The 24,178-nt window shown below is 71.6% G+C and carries 20 protein-coding genes; 16 read left to right on the top strand and 4 right to left on the bottom strand.

Annotation, left to right across the window (positions count from 1 at the left end; translation table 11 throughout):
* Window positions 1-41: 41 nt before the first annotated feature.
* The 4 genes from V6U86_RS21665 to V6U86_RS21650 are packed head-to-tail and all read left to right on the top strand — an operon-like array spanning window position 42 to window position 5,448.
* Window positions 42-1,148, top strand: a complete 1,107-nt coding sequence (locus tag V6U86_RS21665; protein ID WP_334505773.1) for an endonuclease domain-containing protein — start codon at window positions 42-44, stop codon at window positions 1,146-1,148.
* On the top strand, window positions 1,145-1,867 hold the full coding sequence (locus tag V6U86_RS21660) for a hypothetical protein (RefSeq protein WP_334505771.1): 723 nt from the start codon (window positions 1,145-1,147) through the stop codon (window positions 1,865-1,867). Before V6U86_RS21665 ends, V6U86_RS21660 begins: the two co-directional genes overlap by 4 nt.
* Entirely contained in the window at window positions 1,864-5,106 is a 3,243-nt protein-coding gene (locus V6U86_RS21655; RefSeq protein WP_334505769.1) for an ATP-binding protein, read from the top strand. The genes V6U86_RS21660 and V6U86_RS21655 overlap by 4 nt, the downstream gene beginning before the upstream one ends.
* Before the next feature lie 9 nt (window positions 5,107-5,115).
* Window positions 5,116-5,448: a putative quinol monooxygenase gene (locus V6U86_RS21650; protein WP_334505767.1), complete on the top strand. Its 333-nt coding sequence runs from the start codon at window positions 5,116-5,118 to the stop codon at window positions 5,446-5,448.
* 31 nt (window positions 5,449-5,479) lie between these two features.
* On the opposite strand, the gene pdxY is transcribed toward V6U86_RS21650, so the two are convergent.
* From pdxY to V6U86_RS21635, 3 genes are all read right to left on the bottom strand, one after another.
* Window positions 5,480-6,331, bottom strand: coding sequence for a pyridoxal kinase PdxY (pdxY, locus tag V6U86_RS21645; protein ID WP_334505765.1), 852 nt, complete (start codon window positions 6,329-6,331; stop codon window positions 5,480-5,482).
* Window positions 6,332-6,506: 175 nt separating this feature from the next.
* Window positions 6,507-7,301, bottom strand: coding sequence for a S1 family peptidase (locus V6U86_RS21640; protein ID WP_334505764.1), 795 nt, complete (start codon window positions 7,299-7,301; stop codon window positions 6,507-6,509).
* A gap of 151 nt (window positions 7,302-7,452) precedes the next feature.
* The gene (locus V6U86_RS21635) at window positions 7,453-8,469 is read right to left on the bottom strand and encodes a LacI family DNA-binding transcriptional regulator (RefSeq protein WP_334505762.1); all 1,017 of its coding nucleotides are present in this window, start codon (window positions 8,467-8,469) and stop codon (window positions 7,453-7,455) included.
* 258 nt (window positions 8,470-8,727) lie between these two features.
* On the opposite strand from V6U86_RS21635, the gene V6U86_RS21630 reads away from it, so the two are divergent.
* The 12 genes from V6U86_RS21630 to V6U86_RS21575 all read left to right on the top strand — a co-directional run bounded on the left by V6U86_RS21630 (window position 8,728) and on the right by V6U86_RS21575 (window position 23,065).
* Entirely contained in the window at window positions 8,728-11,082 is a 2,355-nt protein-coding gene (locus V6U86_RS21630; protein ID WP_334505760.1) for an AbfB domain-containing protein, read from the top strand.
* Window positions 11,083-11,563: 481 nt separating this feature from the next.
* Window positions 11,564-12,856 (top strand): cytochrome P450, encoded by a 1,293-nt coding sequence (locus V6U86_RS21625; protein ID WP_334505758.1) that lies wholly within the window; start codon window positions 11,564-11,566, stop codon window positions 12,854-12,856.
* A gap of 262 nt (window positions 12,857-13,118) precedes the next feature.
* A complete protein-coding gene (locus V6U86_RS21620) occupies window positions 13,119-13,601 on the top strand; it encodes a helix-turn-helix transcriptional regulator (RefSeq protein ID WP_334505756.1) in 483 nt (160 codons plus the stop codon).
* 253 nt (window positions 13,602-13,854) lie between these two features.
* Window positions 13,855-16,245 (top strand): sensor histidine kinase, encoded by a 2,391-nt coding sequence (locus V6U86_RS21615; RefSeq protein WP_334505754.1) that lies wholly within the window; start codon window positions 13,855-13,857, stop codon window positions 16,243-16,245.
* Window positions 16,246-16,261: 16 nt separating this feature from the next.
* Window positions 16,262-16,666, top strand: a complete 405-nt coding sequence (locus V6U86_RS21610; protein WP_030490280.1) for a roadblock/LC7 domain-containing protein — start codon at window positions 16,262-16,264, stop codon at window positions 16,664-16,666.
* 53 nt (window positions 16,667-16,719) lie between these two features.
* Window positions 16,720-17,913, top strand: coding sequence for an ABC transporter substrate-binding protein (locus V6U86_RS21605; RefSeq protein WP_334505743.1), 1,194 nt, complete (start codon window positions 16,720-16,722; stop codon window positions 17,911-17,913).
* Entirely contained in the window at window positions 17,910-18,806 is an 897-nt protein-coding gene (locus V6U86_RS21600; RefSeq protein ID WP_334505741.1) for a branched-chain amino acid ABC transporter permease, read from the top strand. Before V6U86_RS21605 ends, V6U86_RS21600 begins: the two co-directional genes overlap by 4 nt.
* Window positions 18,803-19,813 carry a branched-chain amino acid ABC transporter permease gene (locus V6U86_RS21595; RefSeq protein WP_334505739.1) on the top strand — a complete coding sequence of 337 codons (1,011 nt, stop codon included), beginning with the start codon at window positions 18,803-18,805 and terminating at the stop codon, window positions 19,811-19,813. The genes V6U86_RS21600 and V6U86_RS21595 overlap by 4 nt, the downstream gene beginning before the upstream one ends.
* On the top strand, window positions 19,810-20,550 hold the full coding sequence (locus tag V6U86_RS21590; protein ID WP_334505737.1) for an ABC transporter ATP-binding protein: 741 nt from the start codon (window positions 19,810-19,812) through the stop codon (window positions 20,548-20,550). Before V6U86_RS21595 ends, V6U86_RS21590 begins: the two co-directional genes overlap by 4 nt.
* Window positions 20,550-21,320 carry an ABC transporter ATP-binding protein gene (locus V6U86_RS21585; protein ID WP_334505735.1) on the top strand — a complete coding sequence of 257 codons (771 nt, stop codon included), beginning with the start codon at window positions 20,550-20,552 and terminating at the stop codon, window positions 21,318-21,320. Before V6U86_RS21590 ends, V6U86_RS21585 begins: the two co-directional genes overlap by 1 nt.
* Before the next feature lie 71 nt (window positions 21,321-21,391).
* A complete protein-coding gene (locus V6U86_RS21580) occupies window positions 21,392-22,195 on the top strand; it encodes a methyltransferase domain-containing protein (RefSeq protein ID WP_334505733.1) in 804 nt (267 codons plus the stop codon).
* Between the two features lie 405 nt (window positions 22,196-22,600).
* On the top strand, window positions 22,601-23,065 hold the full coding sequence (locus V6U86_RS21575) for a GNAT family N-acetyltransferase (protein ID WP_334505731.1): 465 nt from the start codon (window positions 22,601-22,603) through the stop codon (window positions 23,063-23,065).
* A 97-nt stretch (window positions 23,066-23,162) separates the two neighbouring features.
* On the opposite strand, the gene V6U86_RS21570 is transcribed toward V6U86_RS21575, so the two are convergent.
* Complete coding sequence (locus V6U86_RS21570; protein ID WP_334505729.1) at window positions 23,163-24,104, bottom strand: hypothetical protein; 942 nt, start codon at window positions 24,102-24,104, stop codon at window positions 23,163-23,165.
* Between the last annotated feature and the right edge of the window lie 74 nt (window positions 24,105-24,178).

The raw sequence follows: 24,178 nt of genomic DNA, 5'->3' as shown, positions 1-24,178 counted from the left end.
GTGCTGCCCGGTCGCGCCCGCACCTGTCGTAGGGTGCCGGCATGGCGCACCCCGTCCGGGCCAACGGCGACGCCGACGGGGCCTGGTGGGCCGGCCCGCCGACGCGGCGGGTGAGTCACCTACCGGGCGTCGACCCGGAGCTGCTGCGGGTGGCGCTCGACCCGTTGCCACTGGCAGCGCCCGCGATCGTGCACTACCGGCCGCCGACGGCGGTGGGCCCCCTCGGTGATCTCGTAGACGCCCTGCTCGACCAACTGGACAGCGCCGCCCTCGCGATGTTCCCCCGCTGGCTGAGCGGGGCCGACCGTTTCGACAGCGCGAGCCCGCTCGGTGTGGCGGCGGTGCGCGCCCTCGCGGCCCGCGCCGCCGCCCGATCCCGGCACTTCGGCCCATTTCTGGCCGACCTCGCCGAGCGTGGGCTGCGCGGTCCGCGCCACCCCGCCGGCCGGTCCCGCTTCGCCCCGGGGGTACGCGCCGCAGGGCTCGCCAGGGTGATCGCCGAGGCGTACGACCGGGAGAGCTGCGTACTCCTGGTGGCCCTGCCCGACCTGGAGGCGGACGCCGAGCGGACGCTGGTGGCCGCCGCCGAGTGGCTCGTGCGACACGGCGGCTTCACGGTGTGGTTGGCCGGCAGGCCCCTGCGCCACGCCGACCGGGTGCGCTCGGTACCGGTGCTGCTGCCCAACCGATTCGCCGGGCTGGCCAGCACGACCGCACAAATTCCGGCCGCCGGCGCCGAGGCGGGCTCGACGGTGTTGGCCTGGCCGCCGATCGCGGGAGTGCCGCGCGGCGACAGCCCCGCCGAGCAGGCGTTGGAACGCGCGCTCGCGCCGCACGACTGGGCGCGGGGCCGGCGGTGGAACCAGACCTACGAGTGGCACGTCCTGGGTGCGGCGTACCGACTGGATCTGTTTTGGCCCACCGAGGGTCTTGCGGTCGAGGTGGACGGCCCGGAGCATCGTGGGCGAATCGCTTTCGCCAACGATCGGCGGAGAGACGTGCAGCTGCAACTCCTCGGGTTGGACGTGCTCCGCTTCACCAACGAGCAGGTGCTGACCGACGCGCCGGCGGTGGTCGACGGGATCCGTCGACTGCTGGCCCGGCGACGTTTGGACGGCACGCACCCCCACGGAGATGAGACATCATGACGAGCCCGGCGGACGTCCCGCACCTGACGCCGAACCAGATCAACGCCCTCGTGGTGCTGATGGTCGAGGCGCGCCGACTCACCAACGTCGAGCTGAAAGAGCTGGCCGGTTTCACCCTGACCGGCAAGGACAACACGAAGCTCGTCGACCTGGGCCTGGTCGACACCGATCGCACGCACCGGCCGTTCGCCCACGAGCTGACCGAGGCTGGCTGGCGGGTGGCACGTCAGCTGCACACCGCCGCGCCGCCGAAGGCGGGTGGCTCGACGACCCGGTCGCTGTTCGTCGTCCTGTCCAACCTGCACCGTTCGCTGGACCGGCTGCGGGTCAGCCACGGCGACTTCTTCAAGCAGACCGGGGCGACGGCCCCGGCGACCAGCGAACCGCGACACGAGGCACCGGCGCCCACGGCGTCAGCGACGACGGCGGCACCGGCGGCGGCACCGGTGTCCGCGGCGGAGGTGGAGGCGCTGGTGCGTTCGGCGTACCGGGAGCTGACCACCGCGCCGGGCGCCTGGGTCGGTCTCGCCGATGTCCGGGACCGACTCGCCGACACCGACCGGGCCGCCCTGGACGCGGCGTTGCGGGCGATGGTCGGTCGGGAGGACGTCCGGATCATCCCGGTGGCGAACACCAAGTCACTGACCGCACGGGACCGGGCCGCGGCCGTCCGCATCGGGAACGAGGACAACCACGCCCTGGCGATCGGCCCGGCATGATCTCGGACGACCAGCGGGCCGCGCTGGAAGCGGTGAGTTTCAACCCGGCGGTCACCCCGGACGACGTCTGGCGACCCAGCCCGCACAACGTGCCGGAGCTGCACGAGAAGGTGGCCGCGGAGATCCTGCGCGGGGTGGCGCGGGCCCGCACCGACGACACGAGCATGCCGCTCGGGGTGGCCATGCAGGGCCGCGCGGGCGCCGGCAAGACGCACCTGCTCGGGGCGGTCCGCGAACGGATCCAGCGCGAGGGCGGCTATTTCTTCCTGGTCGACATGGTCAGTGGCAAGACGTTCTGGGAGAGCGTGGCCCTGGCGCTGGTGGAGGGGATGGGCCGCGCCCACGTCGGCTGGGGCACCCAGCTGAAGACCTTTCTGCGTCGACTCACCCCCCAGCTCGGCCTGCCCGTGGAGGTCCGCGACGCGGTCGCCGGTGCCCGACCGGTGACCCGTGCCCAGCTCGACACCTTCATCTGGGCGCTGCGCGAGCGCGATCGGGAGGTCGGGCGGGACGCCCAGGACACTGCTCGGGCGCTCGTCCTGCACGGTGCCATCGACTTCGAGGCACAGGATGTCGGCTACGCCCACCTGATCTCCGAACCGGGGGACCCGGCGGCGCGGGCACAGTGGGGGTTGAGCGCCGCGATCCGCACCCCGCAGCAGGTCGTCCAGGACATCTCCCGGCTGATGGCGCTGACCCTGGACCCCACGGTCATCGCCGTGGACCAGCTCGACACGCTGTTCGCCCAGACCAGCACGTCACTGCTGAACCATCACCAGGGGCTGGAGGACGGCCAGGCCAAGGTGCTCGGCCCGATCGCCGACGGCCTGCTCAAGCTCCGCGACATCACCCGCCGCACGCTGGTCGTGGTCTCGTGCCTACCAGACACCTGGGTGCTGATGACCCGCAGCGCGCCCACCCCGGTCGGCGACCGCTTCCGTACGGCGACCCTTCCGGACCGGATCCCCACCCCGGAGATCGGGCAGGCGATCGTTGCGAAGCGTCTCGCCGCCGCGTTCGCTGGTCCGCGCTTCGTGCCACCGCACCCCACCTGGCCGATCGCATCCGCCGCCTTCGCCGACGCACCCACCCTGACACCACGCGCCCTGCTGCGCCGGGTGGACCGCCACATCGCCTGGTGCCGTGACCGCGACGAGGTGGTCGAGCTCGACCGGCTCATCGACGGCGCCGACTCGACGCCGACGGTGAGCGCCACCCGTGGCGCTCCCGGTGACCCGACGACGGACGAGCGCCGCCTGCACGAGTTGGACGCGCGGTTCGCCGAGCTGGTCGACGCCGCGGACGTGTCGGGCGCCGTCGACCCGGCGGGCGAGGACGAACACATGCCGCCGCTGCTCGCCGCCGGCCTGGCCGCCTGGATCGCCGAGCAGTCGCCGACCGGCGCCACCTACAAGTACGATCCGCCGCCCGGACGCAAGCCCGCGCTGCACGGCCGGCTGATCGAGGTGCTCGACGAGGCCACCGAGAACGAGGCGCACTGGTGCTTCCGGGCCATCGCGCACCCCAACGCCATCGCCGTCACCGCCCGGGTCAAGGCCGCGTGCACCCTGGCCGGACTGGACCGGGACCTGCCACAACGGCGGTTGATCCTGCTGCGCAACGGTCCGTGGCCGACCGGGAAGCGTACGACCGAGGTGTTGACCGGTTTCGACGCGGCCGGCGGCGTGCGGTGCACCGTGCCGGAGGCGGACCTGCGGGTCTTCGCGGCGCTGCGGGTGATGGCGGCCGAGCCGTCCACGGCCCTGCAGGAGTGGCTGGTGGCTCGTCGTCCGGCCAGCGGCACCGAACTGTTCCGCACGGTCCTTCCCGGGCCGGACGGGACGCGCGGCGGTGCCCCGCCGACGGCGCCCGACGGCGGCGAGCCACCGTCGGACGGCTCCGGTCCCGACCCGACGGACGAGCCGGTCGCCGACGTGGCCGCTGATCCGTCGAGCGGTTCGGCGGCCGTGCCCGCCGATGTGGTCGACCTCGCGGCCGGGGTTGGCGGTCGGGCCGTCGGGCTGGGGTGGACCGTCGACGGGGGTCGCCCGTTCCGGGTGCCCCTGGAGTCGTTGCGCCGGCACGCCGTCGTGTTCGCCGGGTCCGGCTCGGGCAAGACCGTGCTCATCCGTCGCCTGGTCGAGGAGTGCGCCCGCGAGGGTGTCTCCGCGATCGTGCTCGACCCCAACAACGACCTCGCCCGGCTCGGCGACGCGTGGCCCGACCCGCCGGGTGGCTGGGGTCCCGGCGACGCCGAACGGGCCGCCGACTACCTCGCGCACACCGAGGTGGTGGTCTGGACGCCCCGGGTCACCGCCGGTCGGCCGCTGAGCTTCCAGCCGCTGCCCGACTTCACGTCGCTGCGGGACTGGCCGGACGAGTTCGACCAGGCCGTCCGCTCCGCCGTGGAGGCGCTCGCGCCCCGGGCCGGCGTCGACCGTTCAAGCCGGCTCGCCCAGCAGGGCAAGGCCGTCCTCACCGAGGCCCTCCAGGCGTACGCGCGAAGCGGCATGGTGGGCCTGCCCGGCTTCACCGAGTTCCTCACCGACCTGCCCGAGGGGGTCAGTCGGCTGGCCCGCGCCGGGAAGCTCGCCGAGGAGTTGGCCGAGGCGCTCAAGGCGGCGATGGTCACCGATCCGCTCTTCGGTGGGGTCGGGGCGCCGGCCGACCCGGGGCTGTTGCTGACGCCGTCGGCGGGCCGGCGGGCCCGGGTGTCGGTGATCAGCTTCGTCGGCCTCACCTCCGACCAGGAGCGGCAGAGCTTCGTCAACCAGTTGCAGATGGCGCTCTTCGCGTGGATCAAGCGGCATCCCGCCGGTGACCGACCGCTGGGTGGGCTGTTCGTGATGGACGAGGCGCAGACGCTCGCGCCCTCGACCGGCACCACGGCCTGCACCGCCAGCTCGATCGCGCTGGCCTCGCAGGCCCGCAAGTACGGTCTCGGGCTGGTCTTTGCCACCCAGGCGCCCAAGGGTCTGCACAACCAGATCTCCGGCAACGCGACGACGCAGTTCTTCGGGCTGCTCAATTCACCGGCGCAGATCGACGCGGCCCGGCAACTCGCCGAGGCCAAGGGTGGCCGGCTTCCGGACATCGGCCTGCTCAACAGCGGTGAGTTCTACGCCGCCGGGGAGGGATTCTCGTTCGTCAAGGTCCGCACCCCACTGTGCCTGACCCACCACCCGAAGGCGCCGTTGACCCCGGAGGAGGTCGTCGCGCGCGCCCGCCCGGCTGGGTAGCCTGAGGCCATGATCTTCATTACCGCCAAGTTCCGGGTCCTGGCCGAGCACGCCGACCGGTGGCCGCAGATCGCCGCCGAGTTCACCGAGGCGACCCGGGCGGAGCCGGGCTGCCTGTGGTTCGACTGGTCCCGCAGCGTGGACGACCCGACCGAGTACGTGCTGGTCGAGGCGTTCCGCGACGACCAGGCCGGTGCGGCCCACGTGCAGTCCGCCCATTTCCGCGCGGCCCAGGAGACCCTGCCGCCGCACCTGGCCGAAACGCCGCGCATCGTGAACGTCACAGTGCCGCAGGAGGACTGGTCGCGCCTCGGCGAGATGGCCGTCCCCGAGGGCCGCTGAGCGCCGCTGACCCGTGCAGCGCGACCCGCCGTCAGCGCAGCCGGCGGGCGGTGAAACGGGCCGGCGGGTCGGCGATCACGTCCTGCGCCGCGATCAGCTGGATCTCCCGGGTGCCCGCCGCGAGGGTCGCCTCGAGCACGGCGTAGACGGAGGCGATGGTGCGTTCCAACGCGGTCGCGGGTGAGCCGGTCGTCCACAGGTGTGCGAGATACAGCGCCGCTGTGACGTCACCCCCACCGTTCGGGTTGATCGGCAGCAGCGGCGTGGTCACCGCCCAGGCGCCCTCGTCGGAGACGGCCACCACCTCCAGCGAGTCCGGCGGCAGGTCACCGTGCAGCACGCTGGTCACCAGGACGTGCCGGGGCCCGGTGGCGCGCACCACGTCGACCGCGTCGAGCACCTCGGCCAGCGAGTTCGTCGTCCGGCCGGCGAGGAAGTCCAGCTCGAAGTGGTTCGGGGTGATGATGTCCGCACGGGGCACGACGGTGTCCCGGAGGTACTCCGGAATTCCGGGCCGGACGAACATGCCCCGGCCGGCGTCGCCCATCACCGGGTCGCAGCAGTACACGGCGGCCGGGTTGGTCGCCTTCACCGTCGCCACCGCGTCCAGGATCACCGCACCCATGGCCGGGTCGCCCTGGTAGCCGGAGAGCACCGCGTCGGCGCTGCCGAGGACCCCGCGGTCCCCGATTCCGGCGATCACCTCCGCCACGTCCGCCGCAGGGAGCGTCGGACCCCGCCACGCGCCGTACCCGGTGTGGTTGGAGAAGTGCACCGTCAGGACCGGCCAGACCTCGTGCCCGAGGCGTTGCAGCGGAAAGGCCGCCGCCGAGTTGCCGACGTGACCGTAGGCGACCGACGACTGGATGGACAGGATCTTCACCGGTTCATCATCGCCGCTGCGACCGGTGCCGCAGCGACGGCCCGCCGAATCTGTCGGGTGGCCCACTCGCCGCCGCTCCGTCGGGGTCGGGTGGCCCACTCGGCGCCGCTCCCTTGGGACGGCACGAACGGGCGGCCCGGACCGTGCCGTCCGGGCCGCCCGAGTGCGGGTACGGTCAGCCGCCGAGGCTGGCCGCGGCCGAGGCGATCGACGAGGCGAAGTAGCTCACCTGGGTGTAGACGCCCGGGTAGTTGGGCCGGGCGCAGCCGTTGCCCCAGCTGACGATGCCGACCTGGATCCAGGCGTTGTTGGCGTCGCGGCGGAACATCGGGCCACCCGAGTCGCCCTGGCAGGTGTCCGTGCCACCGCTGGCGTAGCCGGCGCAGATCTCCTGGGCGGGGATGAGGTCGCCACCGTAGTTGGCGTTGCAGACGGAGTCGCTGACGAACGGCACCGTCGCCTTGAGCAGGTACCGCTGCTGGCCGCCGCCCTCCCGCGCGGCGCCCCAGCCGGCGACGGTGAAGGTGCCGCTGTCGTACGCGGTGGTGGTGGTGATCGGCAGCGTGCTCAGCCCGGTGACGGGGCTGGCCAGCCGGATCAGCGCCCAGTCGCGGCCGGCGCCGTTGTAGCCGGGAGCCCGGTAGACGTAGTTGGACCGGACGGTGATCCGGCTGGACGACTGGAGGTCGACCGCCCCGAGCGTCGCGGTGATGCTGGTGTTGGTGCCCGTCGAGCCGACGCAGTGTGCCGCGGTGAGCACCAGCCGGGGGCTGTACAGCGCCCCGCCGCAGCCCATCGAGAGACGCACCATGAACGGGAACTCGCCCTGTGCGGCGCGGGTGCCGCCGACGACGTTCGGCGTGATGGGGCTGTCGGCCGCGGCGGCCGGCGCGGTGAGGGTGAGGCTGGCCGCGGTCACCGCGACCAACGTGGTGGCCAGCAGGCCAGTGAGGGTACGCCAGCGAACCATGCATTCCTCCGCATCAGGGTGGCACGCCTCGTGAGCGCACCGCAGTCGAGATAGCGGTCATCATATTGAGGGTGATGGATCTAGCGGGTCATCCTCTCTGGGTCGTACCACCGGGGCTATGGATCTCGCCCGGCGTGCGGGCCTCCGGTCGTCAGCCGCCCGGGGTGCCGGTGCTCTCGCGGCGGACGAGCCGGAACGGGGTCTGCACGGTCAGCGACCCCGCGACCTCCGCGCCCTCGATGCGAGCGACGAGACGGCGTACCGCGAGACGGCCGATCTCCCTCTTGTCCGGGGCGATCGTGGTGAGGGTCGGGGCACTGAACCGCCCCTCCTCGATGTCGTCGATCCCGACCACCGCGACGTCCTCGGGCACCCGGTGGCCGGCCTCGGCCAGCGCCCGCAGCGCGCCGATGGCGACCAGGTCGTTGTAACCGAACACCGCGTCCGGCCGGTCACCGCGGGCGAGCAGGTCACGCATGGCCCGCTTGCCGTCGAGCCGACCGAACGCGTCAGTGCGGGCGACCAACCGCGGCCGGTACGGCAGGCCGGCGGCCGCGAGCGCCTCCCGGTACCCCTGGACCCGCAGGTGGGCCGACTGCCGGTCACCGCCCTGGGTGGCGCCGATGAACGCTATCCGGCGACGGCCGATCGCCACGAGATGCCGGATCGCCGTGTGGCTGGCGGCGACGTTGTCGATGGCGATGTGGTCGTGCGGCACGTCGTAGACGCCTTCGCCGATCAGCACGAGTGGACTGTCGACGGTGCGGGCCAGCACCTCCTCCCGGCCGATGCGCACCGGGCTGAGGATCAGGCCGTCGATGACGCGCTGCCGGGAGCCGTCGAGGAGCGCCAGCTCCGCTTCCCGGTCCGCTGCGGTGTTCTCCATGACGAGGGTGTAGCCGAGCCCGGCCGCCTCGGAGATGGCGATCTCGGCGAGCTCGGCGAAGTAGGGGTTGGTCAGCTCCGGGACGGCCAGGGCGATCAGGCCGGTACGGCCTCGGCGCAGGTGCCGGGCGCCGAGGTTGGGGCTGTAGCCGAGTTCGTCGATCGCCTGCTGCACCCGCTGTCGGGTCCGCTCCCCCACCGGCCGGTATCCGTTGACCACGTTCGAGACCGTGGCCAGCGAGACACCGGCGCGCTGGGCGATGTCCTTCAGGCTGACGCCCATCCACCAACCTTTCGCGGAGTCGACCGGCCGACCGACGGGGCATCGATGGACAAGCATTGACGGGACACCCAGCGCGCCTCTATAACGTTATAGAGGCGATGACAGATGTCAATATGCCGATCACCGTTGGCGGGGTGGAGATCCCACCCGACATCCGTCGTTGACGCCCGTCCCCCGTCAATGACCACCCGATGCCCACCACCCACGCGCTTCGGGCCTGGCTGCACCGCCCGCGGCGACTCGCCCCTCGGAGACGGCATGACACGTCACGTCCCCATCCGCCCCGCCCTGGCACTGCTGTTCGTTCTCGCCCTGCTGGCCGGCGTTCTCACCGCGCCTTCCTCATCGGCGTACGCCGCGCCGGCCAAGACGCCGCCACTGACCACCCCCTGGACCAGCCAGGCCCTCGCCGGCACACCGCTGCCCGAGTATCCGCGACCCCAGATGACGCGGCCGGACTGGCTCAACCTCAACGGCGAGTGGCAGCTACGCCAGTCGACGACCGACGACGCCCCGCAGTTCGGCACCAACCTGCCCGAGCGGGTCAACGTGCCCTTCCCGGTGGAGAGCGCCCTGTCCGGCATCCAACGGGCCGCCAACGACAACCGCAACTACCTGTTCTACCGACGCACCGTCACCATCCCCGCCACCTGGTCGGGTCGGCGGACCCTGCTGCACTTCGGCGCCGTCGACTGGCAGAGCACCGTCTGGGTCAACGGTGTCCGGGTCGGCGCGCACACCGGCGGCTACGACGCCTTCACCTTCGACGTGACTCCCCAGCTCACCGCCGGGGCGAACGAGATCGTCGTCAAGGTCTGGGATCCCACCGACACCCGGCAGAACGGCAGCCTGCCCGCCATCGGCAAGCAGACCAAGACACCCAGTGGGATCTTCTACACCCCCAGCTCCGGCATCTGGCAGACGGTGTGGATGGAGCCGGTGCCCGCCGCCTCGATCAGCAGCGTGGACGTCTACCCGAACCTGAGCAACAACACGGTGAGGGTCCGGGTCTTCACCCGGGGCAACGTGAGCGGCCACAGCGTGCTCGCCGAGGCGCTGAACGGCGCCACCGTGGTCGGCTCGGCAACCGGCGGCTTCACCGACTTCAGCGTGCCGGTGCCCAACGCGCGTCGCTGGTCACCCGACGACCCGTTCCTCTACAACCTCCGGGTGACCCTGCGCAACGCCGCCGGCGCGACGGCGGACCGGACCACGCACTACTTCGGCATGCGGGAGATCACCACCGGCCTCGTCAACGGAGTGCTGCGCCCCAAACTCAACGGCCAGTTCGTGTTCCAGGTCGGCACCCTCGACCAGGGCTTCTGGCCGGACGGGCTCTACACCGCTCCGACCGACGCCGCGCTCGCCTTCGACCTGCAGAAACACAAGGATCTGGGCTTCAACATGGTGCGCAAGCACATCAAGGTCGAACCGCAGCGCTGGTTCTACCACGCCGACCGGCTCGGCCTGCTGGTCTGGCAGGACATCCCCTCGCTGACCGCGCAGGAGATCGACCCCAGCGACGCGCAGCAGGCGCAGTTCGAGGCCGAGGCGCGCGAGATCGTCGACGAGCACCGCAGCTCACCCGCCGTGATCGCGTACACGCCCTACAACGAGGGCTGGGGCGAGCGGTCCCTCGCCGACACCCGGCGGGTCGCGCAGAACATCAAGAACCAGGACCCGACCCGTCTGGTCAACCCGCACAGCGGCCACAACTGTTGCCAGTCCCTCGGCAACCCCGGCAACGGCGACATCGACGACTGGCACGTCTACCTTGGTCCGGACTCCCCCGTACCGTCGAGCAGCCGGATCGCGGTGCTCGGTGAATTCGGCGGCCTGGGCCTGCACACGCCGGGCCACGAGTACAGCCCGAACGGCCAATTCTTCGCCTACGAATGGCAGCCCAACGCGACCGTACTCACGGACCGCTACGTGGGGCTGGTGCAGGGCACCCAGAACCTGATGATCGGCAAGGGGCTCAGTGCCTCGATCTACACCGAGATCACCGACCTGGAAGGTGAGCTGAACGGCTTCCTCACCTACGACCGCCAGGTGATCAAGATGGACCAGGCACGGGTACGCGCCGCCAACACCGCACTGATCAACGCCTCGAAGAGCATCGGCAGTTCGGCGCCCGTCGCCCTGCCGCTCAACACCCGCCGATCGCTGCAGGTGACCACGCCCGGCTACACCAACCGTTACCTACGCCACCAGGACAGCCTGGCCTACACCGAGGTGGTCGACGCCGCGAGCCCCAGCCTGCTCAAGGCCGACGCCACGTACACCATCCGGCCCGGTCTGGCCGGCACGGGTTGCTACTCGTTCGAGTCGGTCAACTTTCCCGGGCAGTACCTGCGCCACCAGAACTCCCGCGTCCGCAACTCACCCGACGACGGCTCCGCGTTGCTGCGCGCCGACGCCACCTGGTGCGCCCGTACCGGGCTGACCGGCACCGGCGTGTCGCTGGAGTCGTACAACTTCCGAGGTAAGTACCTGCGGCACTACAACGCGGAGGTCTGGCTCAGCAACGGCACCGGCGGCGACGCGTACAACACGCCGACGTTGTGGACCGCCGACAGCACCTGGGGGATCGCCGCTCCGTGGGCGCCCTGACCCGGGCGCGCTGACCGGGTCGGCACGACAGGACGCGCGGGGGGTTCCGGCCGGGGCTGGAACCCCCCACGATGTGTGGGCTCCTCGGGGGCCAACTCCTCCCGTCGGCGCCGGCCCCCCTGCGCCGGAGTCGTCGGCTCCGTCCGCCGGAGTCGATGACCGGACTGCGGCGTCACTCGTCGTCTCGGGGGTCGTTTCCCCGGTCATGAGGGAAATCGGCGAGTCGATTGCACCGTCCGGCCGGGTCGGCCTTTCAGGGGCAAGGACCGTGCCGCAACTTGCATCCGGCCAAGTTCTCTCAGCCGTTGCAACGCGCAATTACGCCTATCATTAAATAGACGAAGGCCAATCTTGACTTGTACGGCCAGCCAGCGCACCGTAAAGAGCCAGAGGCAGGTGCGCGCCATTATCGGCCCAGTCCAAGTGGATCGCCAAATGGAGGCGCTGCCAGTTTCGCGCCGCGTGCGTCAGGAGGCTTTCCATGCGGTTTAATCCGTTCAGCAGGGTCTATCTCACTGACCCGGCAAGCATGTGGCGGCGTATTCTCGACGATCCCGACGGGGTGCACTACGCCGAGGATCTGGGCCTGTGGTTGATCAGCAGGCACGCACACGTCCGACGGGCCCTCGCCGACGCCGCGACATTCGCCAACGCCCTCACCCTCGCCCCGGTCTACGAGGTGTGCCCCTCGGCGCTGAGCGTGATCATGCAGATCGACGCGCCACCCACGACGGCCGCCGCGGACCCGCCGACGCACCCGCGCACCCGCCGAGCCCTGCGGGCGACCTTCGCGAACACCGCCGAGCGGGTCGAGGCCGAGTACGGAGAGATCGTCCGGCGCCGGGTCGACCAACTGGTGTCCCGTCTCGCCGCCCGCCAGGGCGACCAGGTCGACCTGATCCCGGAATTCGCGACCGAGCTTCCCCTGCTGGTGGTCCTGGACATTCTCGGGGTGCCGGACGCGGACATCGGGCGGATCCGGAGTTGGGCGGACGGCCAGATCGCCCTCATCTGGGGGCAGCCGGACCCGGCCGAGCAGGTACGCCTGGCGCAGGGCCTGCTGGAGTTCTGGCACTACTGCGAAGAGTTGGTCCGCCAGCGGATGGAGAGCGGCCACCGGGGCGACGACTTCATCAGCCGCGCCCTGACCTACCGGGACGACGACGACAGCGTGCTGACGGTGCCCGAGGTGGCGAGCCTTGCCTTCAATCTCCTGGTCGCGGGCCACGAGACCACCGCCGGGTTGCTCGCGCACGCTCTCGACCAGGCCCTGTCCACTCCCCAGCGTTGGTCGGCGATCGCCGCGGACCCGGGGCTCGTCCCCGCCTTCGTGGGCGAGACGCTCCGGTTCGCGCCCGCCATCGACGGCTGGCTCCGGGTGACCACCCGGGAGGTCACAGTGGGAGCGGTGACGATCCCCGCCGGGGCGCGTTGCCTGCTGTTGATCGGGGCGGCGAACCGGGACCCCGGGGCATTCCACGACCCGGACCGGTTCGACCCACACCGGCCCGATGTGGGCAATCACCTGTCGTTCGGCCACGGTCCACATTTCTGCATCGGTGCGGGATTGGCGCGACTTGAGGCCGGGATCGCCCTCAGCCGACTCGCCGAAGCCATTCCCGGCCTACGGCTGTCACCGGAGCAACATCGCTCATACAAGCCCAATATCGCTTTCCGTGCGCACCACAGACTGCTCGCGACAATCGATATCCCGGCGTCTGCGGACGCGCCGACGGCACGGGGTGGCGCGACGGCCGAAGTGCACGCCGTCTGAGCGCCGGGAGCGCCAGCGGTGCTGACCTGCGCACGGGTCGAGGGGCGGGATGTGTGGCGTTGCCCGTCCCACCCGGCGCACCTCGGTGCCCGGCGCCGGGTCCGGCGCGCACCGGTCGCGCATTGCCCGACGATCCATACCGGCGAACGTCTTCACACCCATCGCATCCTGGGTTAAGAATTGCCCTCTGTGAATGTTTGGGTCATTAGACAATCTCGATCTGGTACCCGCTGCTGAACGTCCGTTCCACGAAGGTGAGCGCATGGAGCACACGTCCCCGTCGAGCTCGGCTCACTCCGCGGCCAGTCAGCGCTTCCGATGGGAGTTGCGCAACTGTCGCGTCCAACGGGGCCTGACCCAACGAGCCCTGGCGGATCTGGTGCGGTTCAGCCGGGAGACGGTCGCGGCGGTCGAGTCGGGTCGCCGGTTCGGCAGTCACGAGTTCGCGTTGCGCTGTGACGACGTGCTCGGCACCGGCGGCCGACTGGCGGCGCTGTGGCCGCAGGTCGCAGCCGAGCAGTTGGCCGCCGACGGTCGCCGGGGCCCACGCGCGCCGGAACCGGTTCGGCTGGATCGGCGGGTGCCGCGTCAGCGTGGGCGGCGTGACGCGCGCGACCCGGGCGCCGTCGTGGACGCGATCGACGAGTTGCGTGAACTGATCGGCCAGGTGCTCAACGGCCAACCCGAACCGGATGACCCGCAGCGGCGGCAGCCGCCGGCCGGGCCCCTCGACAACCAGCGCTGACCCGACCGATCCGGCACGACCGCGCGGCGTCACCGGTCGCTGACGTTGGGTACAGATGCTGGTACGGGCAGTTTGTACCACGGCCAGGTCTGGTCTACGAGCGCGGCTTCCGGCCGAATGGGACTTGCATTCGGCAACGTGCGGATAGACCGTCATCGACGAGTCGTGGGAGTCAATCTTGGCGTCGAGCACCAGGTCCCACGCGGCCAGACCCTACCCGACGCGCCGACGCGGTTGGAAGATAGCCGGTCGGATGCGCCTCATCGTCGCAGCCCCGCTCGTCGCCGTGATCGGCTTCGCCGGTCTCGCCCTGACCGAGAGCGCACGCCAGACGGCCCGTGCCAGCGACCTACGGCTCCTGGCACAGGTCGGTGCCGAGGCCGGCGACCTGGCGTACCGGCTGCAACGCGAACGCATCGCCGCCGCCGACCTGCTCACCTACGCGCAGCCGGAGCAGCAGGACGCCTTCGGCGCGGAGATGGCCGCCACCGACGCAGCCGTCGGCCGCTACCGCAGGCAGCGTGAACGACTGTCCACCGACAACGACGCCAACCCGGCGCTGATGCGGCGCATCGACGCGGCGCTGGACGGCCTCGCCCCGCTGCGCACCCAGGTACGCACCGCCACGCACGCGTCGGTGTCGGCGATGACCTTCAGCTACCGCATCGCGATCGCCGACCTCATCAACCTCCGGGAGAACGTCTCCCACGGCGTGGTGAACGCCCAACTCGCCGACGGGATCCGGGCCTCCGCGGCGCTGTCGAAGACGGCCGAAGCCATCGGTCAGCAGCAGGTGGCCGTGCTGCGCGCCGTCGCGGGCGGCGAGCTGACCCCGGCCATGCAACAGGACATCACCGCCGCCCGCACCAGCTACACCGAGTCGAGCCTGTCGTTTCTGGCCCTGGCCCCACCCGAGTGGAGCCTCTGGTGGGAGCAGGCCGGCACCGGCAAGGAAGCACTCGCCCTGCAACGGATGCAGGACGAAGTGTCCCGGGCCCAGCCGGGATCGCAGCTGAAACTGGAGACCGACGCCTGGGTGTCCACCACCCAGACGCGCGCCGCCCGCCTCGCCGACCTGCGCGCCCGGGTCGACGCCGCCGTCCGCGACGACGTTCGGGCCGCGCACGGCGACCAGCGTCGCCGGGCCGTGGCCGAGGCGGCCAGCGTCATCCTGGCCCTGATCCTGACCGCGTTGGTGACCTGGGCCGTCGCCCGGCAGATCACCCGCCGGCTGCGCCGCCTACGGGACGCGGCCAACGCCGTGGCGTTCGAACAGCTCCCCGCCGTGGTGGCCCAACTCCAACAACCCGGCAGCGCCACCGTCGACCCGCAGAAACTGGCCCACGAGCAGTCCAGCACCGCCCTCGAACCGTCCAGCGACGACGAGATCGGCGAACTGGGTCAGGCGTTCAACGCCGTGCACCAGGCCGCCGTGCGGACCGCGGCCGAACAGGCCGTCATGCGCGCCAACACCGCCGACATCTTCATCCACCTGAGTCGCCGCGAACAACGACTCGTCGACGCCGTCCTGGCCCAGGTCGACCTGGTCGAGCGAGACGAAACCGACCCCGACCGGCTCGACCAGCTGTACACGCTGGACAACCTGGCGACCCGGATGGGCCGGATCAACGCCAGCCTGCTGGTGCTCGGCGGCGTCGGCGTGGGTCGCGTACGCCAGCGGGACGTCCCTCTGCAACAGGTGCTCCAGGCGGCGCTGTCCCAGATCGAGCACTACGCGCGGGTCCGGCTCGGCATGATCGACGGGGATGTCGCCGTGGCCGCCAAGACCGTCGACGAGGTCGTTCACCTGCTCGCCGAACTCATGGACAACGCCACGACGTACTCGCCGCCGGGCAGCGAGACCTGGGTGAGCGGCCGGAGCCTGGGCGACCGCGTCATCGTCCAGATCAGCGACGAGGGCGTCGGGCTGTCGGCGCAGCGGATGCAGCAGCTGAACGAGCTGTTGGCCCGGCCACCGGCCATCGACGTGGCGGCCGTGCGCGCGATGGGTCTGGTCGTGGTGGGCCAGCTCGCGGCTCGGCTGGGCGCCACAGTGCAACTGCGACGTGGCCCCCGACGCGGCATCCTCGCCGAGGCGACACTGCCCGCGGCGATCATCCGGTCCCTGCCACCGGAGGAGTACCTGCTCGCACCCGGCCGGCTGTCGCGACGGGCGGCGCGGACGCCAAGCCCTCCGCCGCCGTACCAGCCGCGTCCCGAACCCACCGCCGGACGCCCGGCGGCGGCGCGGACCCTGCCGGCGGCGCCGGTCTTCCGGCCCGCTCCCCCACCCCCGGACCGGGGTGACGCGCCCACCGAGGAGCTCCTCATCTTCGAACAGGTCAACCACTGGTTCCAGAACGACGTCGCCGACGGCCAGAACGGCCAGCAGTGGTCCAGCCCCGCCGACGACGCCTGGCGGACGGCCGCCCAGGCGCACACCCCCGAGGTCGCCACGACGACCAACTCCGGCCTGCCCAAACGCCAGCCGCAACGGCACCTCGTGCCCGGCGGAGTGACAGTGCCCCAGCAGCAGCAACGGTCCGAGTACCGCGATCCGGCGCAGGTGGCGACCGCGATGGCCGCGTACGCGCGCGGTGTGGCGAACCGACGGCGCACCCCGATCAACCTCGGCAACAAATGATGCGACAGGAGAGCACGTGACCGACCAACAGGATCTCGGCTGGCTGCTGGACAACTTCGCCGCGCGCGCGACCGAGGTCAGCCACGCGATCGCCATCTCCAGCGACGGCCTGATGGTGGCCGCCACCCGCGACCTGCCGCCGGACCGGGCCGACCAGTTGGCCGCCACGGGAAGCGGGCTGGTCAGCCTGCTGCGGGGGGCTGCGGCCTTCTTCGACGCCGGCGCGGTGATCTCCAATGTCACGCAGCTCGAGGGCGGTTTCATGTTCTCGATGGCCTTCAACGACGGCGCCTCGCTGCTGGTGCTCGCCGCCCCCGAGTGCGACGTGGGCAAGGTTTCCTACGAGATGACCGAGCTGGCCAACCGCATCGGGGACGCGCTGACCCCCGCTGCCCGAGCGGCGCTCGCCCGCAGCCGCTGACCACCCCGGCGCCCCCACGCCGGAGACCCCTTCCCCTTCCTCTGGAGTTAGACATGCCTCTCACCAAGCCTTGGCGCAGCCGTGCCCTCACCGCCGCGCTGCTCGCGACCGTGCTGACCACCGGCACGGCCTGCGGTGACGACGCGCCGGGCACGAGCGCCGGCGGCTCGATAAAGATCGGCCTGCTCGCGTCGCTGTCCGGGACGTACCAGGCGGTCGGCACGGAGATCCGCGACGGCTTCCAGCTCTACCTGGACACCCACGACGGCAAGCTCGGCGGTCGGCAGGTCGACCTCGTCGTCGCCGACGAGGGCAACGGCGCCCAGACCGCGGTCCCGGCGGCGACCAAACTGCTCAAGCAGGACCGGGTGTCCGCGCTCACCGGCATCGTCGGAGGCGGTTCGGTCGCCGGAGTCACCCCACTGCTCAACGAGACCAAGGTGCCACTGGTCGGCTCCAACGGCCGGCCGGAGCTCAAGGACGTCTCCCGGGTCTGGCACACCTCGTACCTCTCCGACGAGCCCGGGGCGGCGATCGCGCAGCACGTCCGCGACAACGTGAAGGGCTCCGTGTACGCGATCGGCCCGGACTACCAGGGCGGTTGGGACGAGCTGCGCGGTTTCACCGACGCGTTCGGGAAGATCGGCGGGAAGCTCGCGAACGCCGACGGCAAGACGACCTTCACGCCGTTCCCGGCCACCACCAACTTCCTCCCCTACTTCGCCCGCATCAAGGCCTCGGGCGCGGCGGCCGTCTACACCTTCTACGCCGGCAGCGCCGCCGTCGACTTCGTCAAGCAGTACGCGCAGTCCGAGATCAAGGACATTCCGCTGTACGCGGCCGGGTTCCTCACCGAGGGCGGCGTGCTCAACGCGCAGGGCGAGGCCGCCCGGGACATCTACTCGGTGCTCAACTACTCCCCCGACCTCGACAACGCGGAGAACCGCGCCTTCGTGGCCGCGTGGAAGGCGAAGCACGACGGTTCACCGACGACCTACGCGCTCGCCTCGTACGACGCGGCAGCGGTGCTGGACCGGGCGATCGGCGCTGCCGGAAGCGACCCGACCCCCGAGGCCATCAACACGGCCATCGGTCAACTCGGTCAGATCGCCAGCCCGCGCGGCACCTGGCAGTTCTCCACCACCACGCACTCCCCGGTGCAGAAGTGGTACCTGCGGCAGGTCCGCCAGGACGGCCGGGCGCTGTCCAACACCGTCGTGGGTGACCTCGCGACCGTCGGCCGGTGATAGCGGTGGCGGCCGGCCCGAACCGGATCGACCCGTACCTGATCCCGGCGTTGGACGGAGTCGCCTACGGGCTGCTGGTGTTCGTCGCCGCGTCGGGTCTGGTCTTCTGTTTCGGCGTCGCCAACATCCTCAACCTGGCGCACGGCCTGCTCTACGCGATCGGCGGGTACACCGCCGCGGCGCTGCTCGACGGCGGCTGGGCGAGCCTGGCGTTGGCGCTGGGGGTCGGCGTGCTGGCCGCCGCCGCGGCTGGGGTGCTCCTGGCCGGCCTGCTCACACCGGTCGCCACCGGCAGTCACCTGAGTCAGGCGCTGCTGACGTTCGGGGTGGCGTTGGCCGGCGGCAGCCTGCTCGTCGCCGGCTTCGGGCCCGACGACCCGCAGGTCCAGGTGCCCGCCGCCCTGGAGGGGTCGGTGGTCGTCGCCGGCCACCGCTACGCCGCGTACCGGTTGGTGTTCATCGTCGTCGCCGCGGTGCTCGCCGCCGCGCTCTACCTGGTGGTACGACGCACCAGGGCCGGGATGCTGGTCCGGGCGGCTGTCGACGACCCGGAGATGGTCGCCTGCCTGGGGGTGAGCCCGGCGAGGATCCGAGCCGGTGTGCTCGCCGCCGCCGGCGCGCTGGCCGGCGCGGCCGGGGTCCTCGGCGCGCCCATCATCGGCCCGGGCACGGACACGGCCGACACCGTATTGCTGCTCTCCCTGGTGGTCGTCGTCCTCGGTGGTCTCGGGTCGATGGCGGGCACCCTGCTGGCGGCGCTCGCGATCGGCGAGATCCAGACGCTGGGGGTGGCGCTGTTGCCGTCCGCCGCGCCGTTTCTGCTGTTCGCCGCCATGGCGGCGGTGCTGGCCGTGCGGGCGCGCGGCCTGGCCGGCAGGTGGCGGGCGGCATGAGGGGCGAGGTGATCCGGCGCGCCCGGGGTGCCATCGCGGCGCTGGTTTTGGCCGGCCTGGTCGTGGCGCCCTGGGTGGTCGACGACTACACCACGGCGATCCTCGCCCGGACGCTGGCGCTGGCCCTGGTCGGGGTGAGCGTGGCCCTGCTCACCGGCGTCGCGGGCATGCCCACCCTCGGTCAGACCGCGCCGTACGCGGCGGGCGCCTACGCCTGCGCCGTGGTCGGCAGCCGAGTCTCCGACGTCGGTGTCGTGCAGCTCGTCGTCGCGGCGGGCGCCGGGGCGTTGCTGGCCGCGCTCACCGTGCCGCTCGTCGTGCACGCCCGAGGGGTGATCGTCCTGATGATCACTCTGGCCATCGGTGAACTCGTCGTCACCGTCCTCGGACGCTGGCGGTCGGTGACCGGTGGCACGGACGGGTTGGCCGGCATCCCCGCGGTCCGCCCGTTCTGGGGGCTCCCGGCCCTGGCCAACGATCAGGCCCGTTACCTGTACGCCCTGGTCGTCGTGGCCACGCTGGTCGGCGCGGTGCTGGTGCTGTTGCGTACCCGGGCCGGGCTGGTGCTGCGGGCCGGGCGCGACGACGAGACGCGGTTGCGGGCCAGCGGACACCGGGTGGCGCTGCACCTGTCCGGCGCGCACATCGCCGCCGGAGCGATCGCCGGTGCCGCCGGCTCGCTCCTGGTCGTCGCCCAGCAGTACATCTCCCCCGCCGACTTCGGCTTCGACACGTCCGCGCTGCTGCTGCTCGGTGTCGTCATCGGTGGCACCGCCTCGGTGGGCGGCGCGCTGGTGGGTGCGGCGTTGGTGATCGCCGTCCGGGACTGGTTGTTCGGGGTGCTGCCCGGCCACGCGCCGCTGGTGCTCGGCGCGCTGTTCGTGGCGACGGTCTACCTGCTGCCCACCGGCGTCACCCGGGCCCGGGGTCGGCTGCGTCCGCCGCCGGCCCCGGCACACCAGCCCGCCGCCGCTGCGCAGGCCACGGTCCCGGAGCTGCGCCGATGACCTTGCTCAACGCCCAGGAGATCACCGTGCGGTACGGCTCGCTCGCCGCCCTCGACGGCGTGGACCTGTGCATCCACGACGGCCAGCGGCACGCGTTGATCGGCCCGAACGGGGCCGGCAAGACGACCCTGCTGAACGTGCTCGGCGGGTCCACCAGGCCGCAACGCGGCACCGTGCGGTTCGACGGACGGGACGTCGGTCGGCTCGGGCCGGCGGCCCGGGCGCGGCGGGGCATCAACCGCATCCACCAACGCCCCGCTGTCTTTCCGACGCTCACCGCGACGGAGAACGTCGTGGTGGCCGCGCTGCCACGGGTCATCGCGCGCCGCCGGTGGTGGCCGGGTGGACGCCGACACGCCGCACAGGGCCTGGCCGGCCCGCTGCTGGAGCAGATGGGGCTCACCGCCGTCGCGGCGATGCCCGCCGGGCACCTCGCGCACGGGCAACGACGCCAGTTGGAGATCGCGATGGCCCTGGCCGGTCGCCCCCGCCTGCTGCTCCTCGACGAACCGGCGGCCGGGTTGTCCGCCATCGAGGTCGGCCGGCTGGTCGAGTTGCTCCAGGCGCTACCCCGGGCGGTCGCCGTGTTGCTTGTCGAACACCGACTGGACCTGGTGTACGCCCTCTCCGACACGGTCACGGTGCTGCGCGACGGTCAGACGTTGGCCGCCGGCACACCGGACGAGATCCGTACCTCGCCGCTGGTGCGGCAGGCCTACGCCGACGGGGTGGCCTGATGCTCACTGTGGATCGTCTCTGCGCCGGCTACGCCGGTGGCATCGTCCTGCACGAGGTCAGCCTGCGGGTGCGCCCGGGCAGCATCCAGGCCGTGGTGGGCCGCAACGGGGCGGGCAAGAGCACGCTCGTGCACACCATCGCCGGGCTGGTTCGCGCGTCCAGCGGTCGCATCGAGATCGGCGGCGTGCACGTCGCCGGCCGGCAACCGCACCGCGTCGCCCAGTCCGGCGTCGGTCTCGTCCCGCAGGGCCGACGGGTCTTCTCCCGATTGACAGTGGCCGAGCACCTGCACCTGGCGGCCGCCCCGTGGCGGGCCCCCACCTCCGGCAGCGAAGGCTGGACGGTCGCCCGGACCCTGGAACTGCTGCCGAGGCTGGCGGTGCGGCTGCGACACCGCGGCTGCGAACTCTCCGGCGGCGAGCAGCAGATGCTGGCGATAGCCCGGGCGCTGCTCGGCCAACCCCGGGTGCTGCTGCTCGACGAACCATGTGAGGGCCTCTCGCCCGATCTGGCGGCACGGGTCCGCGAACTCGTCAACGGTCTCGCCGCCGACGGCCTGACCGTGCTGCTGGTGGAGCAGCAACTCCAGCACGCCATCGAGATCGCCGACCGGGTGGCGGTGCTGGAGTACGGCCGGGTGGTCTACGACCGGCCGACAGCGGAAGCCCGCCGCGATCCGGCCCCATTGGCGGCGATGTTGAGCGTCTCCTCCGTTGCGCCACCCCCGGCCAATCGACCGACCCCTCGGCTCTGGGCCGACACCCCGTAGTCAACCCGACCCTTCTCGAGTCACCCGACCCTTCTCGAGTCACCCGACCCTTCTCGGAGAGGTAGACACCGATGACAACCGCTAAGAGCGACGACACGTACACGTTCGACAACGGCGCACCGGACGCCGTCCCCCAGATGCACGCGCTGGAGTCCTTCCTGGACCCGATCACGACGCGTCGGCTGGCCGGCCCGGTGCTGCGACCGGGCGCGACCTGCTGGGAGGTCGGGGCGGGTGGCGGCTCGTTGGCCCGGCGGATCGCCCGCGCGGTCGGTGACGACGGTCACGTGCTGGCCACCGACATCGACCCCACGCACCTCGTGGCCGAGGGCAACCTGCAGGTACGCCAGCACGACGTGCGCACCGAACCGCCGCCCGGTGACGCGTTCGACCTGATCCACGCCCGGCTGGTGCTGCTGCACCTCCCCGATCGACGACGGGTCCTGCGCACCCTCACCGGCGCGCTGGCGCCCGGCGGATGGCTGGTGGTCGAGGAGTTCGACTGCACCGCGCCGCAGCGGGTGCTGACCGCCCCCACCGACGACGCCGCGAAGCTCTTCGCGCAGGTCATGGACGCCATGATGGGTGTCCTGGAGGACCACGGCGCCGACCTGGGCTGGGCCCAGGACGTACACACCGAGATGGCCCTCGCCGGTCTGACCGACCTGGACACCATCACCCACTCGCAGAGCTGGGCCGGCGGGTCGACCGGAACATCGCTCTACGAGACGAACTCCCGCCAGTTGGAACCGGACCTGCTGGCGGCGGGGTTGTCGCCCAATCAACTGAACGCCTTCCGGCGGCTGCTCCGTGACCCCGGGTTCGCCGTCATGTCGTACCACTTCGTCTCCACGCGGGGCCGCCTACCGAGCTGAGCAGGTGGACCATCGCGCGGAGCGCGGTCGCGCCGTGCGAACTGTCCCGCCGCAGCACGCCCCCCGCCGCGGGCCGGACAGCTCTTCGACGGCCTCGACCGCACCGGCCGGGCTCCCGCGCCCGCGCCCTCGCCCACACCCCCGCCCCGCGCCCCGCGCCCCGCGCCCCGCGCCCCGCGCCCCGCGCCCGCCGATCTTGCAGTTTCGGTTGTCGATACGCGTGGAATGGCCCCTATGTCGGGACAGAAAGTGCAAGATCGCGGCACGAGGGCGGGTCGCCCTGGGGGATCATGGAGTTGTGGTGCCTGAGTTATTGCTATTCAGGGCTTTTGTTAAGCACCACAACTCCATGATCGACGAGGTGGGGCGGGGTTGACGCCCTTGTGTTGCTGTCAGACTGCCCGGGTGTTCGTCAGACTTGGCAAAGAGCGGGACTTCAACGGCTTCCTTGGCCTGGCGGCCCAGGTCGAGTGCTGGTTCGGCCCGATGGTCGAGGATCGTGGCTTCCATGACGCGGTGCGCAAGCACATTCGTCGGTCCACAGCGATCGTTGCTGTCTCCTCCGGGTCCGATCTCCTGGGTGGGTTGTTGTTCACGGCGAAGGCTCCGACCCACCACGTCCACTGGCTTGTCGTTACCGAGCAGTCACGGGGGAAGGGTGTTGGTCGTGCCCTGATGACAGCGGCGATGCGCAGGTTTGTGCCGGGTTCGGGCTCCGTCGAAGTGGTCACCTTTGGCGCCGATCACCCGGGCGCCTGCGTCAGCGGTGCGCGTGCCTTCTACGAACGCCTTGGTTTCACCCCTGCCGAGGTCGTCGATCCCGGTCCGGACGGCGGTTCCAGGCAGGTCTTCCGTCTGGCCGTCGCCTGATCCATCCGACGCTGGTCCAGACGACGAAGCGGTTCAGGAGGATCTGACCGGGCACGGCGGCGGGGAGAATGCGGGCGTCACCCTGCCGGGCCGCGGCTCAGCGCGGAGTGCTCTCCTGGTCGGCCAGGACAATCAGGTCGTCGGGGCGGGCCGACAGCGGCGCCGTCGCCCCGTCGAGCCACACGAGATAGCCCACCGGCGGACCTGACCGATCCCACCGGGCGCCGATGATCGTGGCCGACTTCGCCTGGTGCGGCTGCGTGAGCAGACGTACCCGGGTGCCCGGCGCGTGTCCGTCGTCGGCGACGATGAGCAGCGCGTCGAGGATCTGCCGGACACCGGCGACGGGCAACCCCGGAACCCACGGCTCGCCCGCATATCCCAGGTGCGGCGTCATCATGGTGCTCAACAGCGCGGTCTGCCGGATCGCCTCCTGGCGGACCTGCCCGTCGACGCTGCGTTCGGCAACGGTCAGCGCCTGCTGGATGCCCGACCAGAGGTGCAGTGGCTCCTGGTCGAGCAGGCGACGGGCCTCTCGGTCGACGTCGGCGCAGGCCGTGTCGAGCGCCGTCTCCTCGCCGAGTTCCGCGATCCAGGCGAGGTCCCCCACCTCGGGCAACAACCCTGGCGACTCGGCCAGGATCACCACGTACAGCATCGCGAGCAGTTCCTCGCGGCCCTCGCCGTGATAGAGCGAGCCCACCCCGCTGCCGGTACGCCCACGGCTGGGCGGGAACCGCTCGACGAGGTGCTGCGCGCGACCATGAGGCAGGAGCGCGGCCCGCCTGGTGTCCGACACGCGTTCCTCGAACGACCGCCGCTCGCGGCGTTCGACGAGCAGTTGGCGATGCGGGTCGAACCCGATCGGATAGATCGTCCGCCCGTACCTGGAAAGGGTTTCGCCGGGTCGAAGGCCGGCCGACTCGAGTTGCCGGGCTGCCTCCGAGTAGGCAACGCCAGCCCGCGCCGCATGCTCCCGGATGGCGCGCTTGCGGGCGCGTCCCGGGGCCGGGGTCCGCCGGGGGATGGAATCAGACATGACGCCTCCGGTGCAGCCCCACGCACTCCACCGAACAGGCGGCGTGGCCAGCACGCCGAGAGTCGACACGTCGG

The organism is Micromonospora sp. CPCC 205558, assembly GCF_036902955.1.
Classification (GTDB): Bacteria; Actinomycetota; Actinomycetes; order Mycobacteriales; family Micromonosporaceae; genus Micromonospora.
This window is presented reverse-complemented; position numbering and strand designations above follow the sequence as displayed.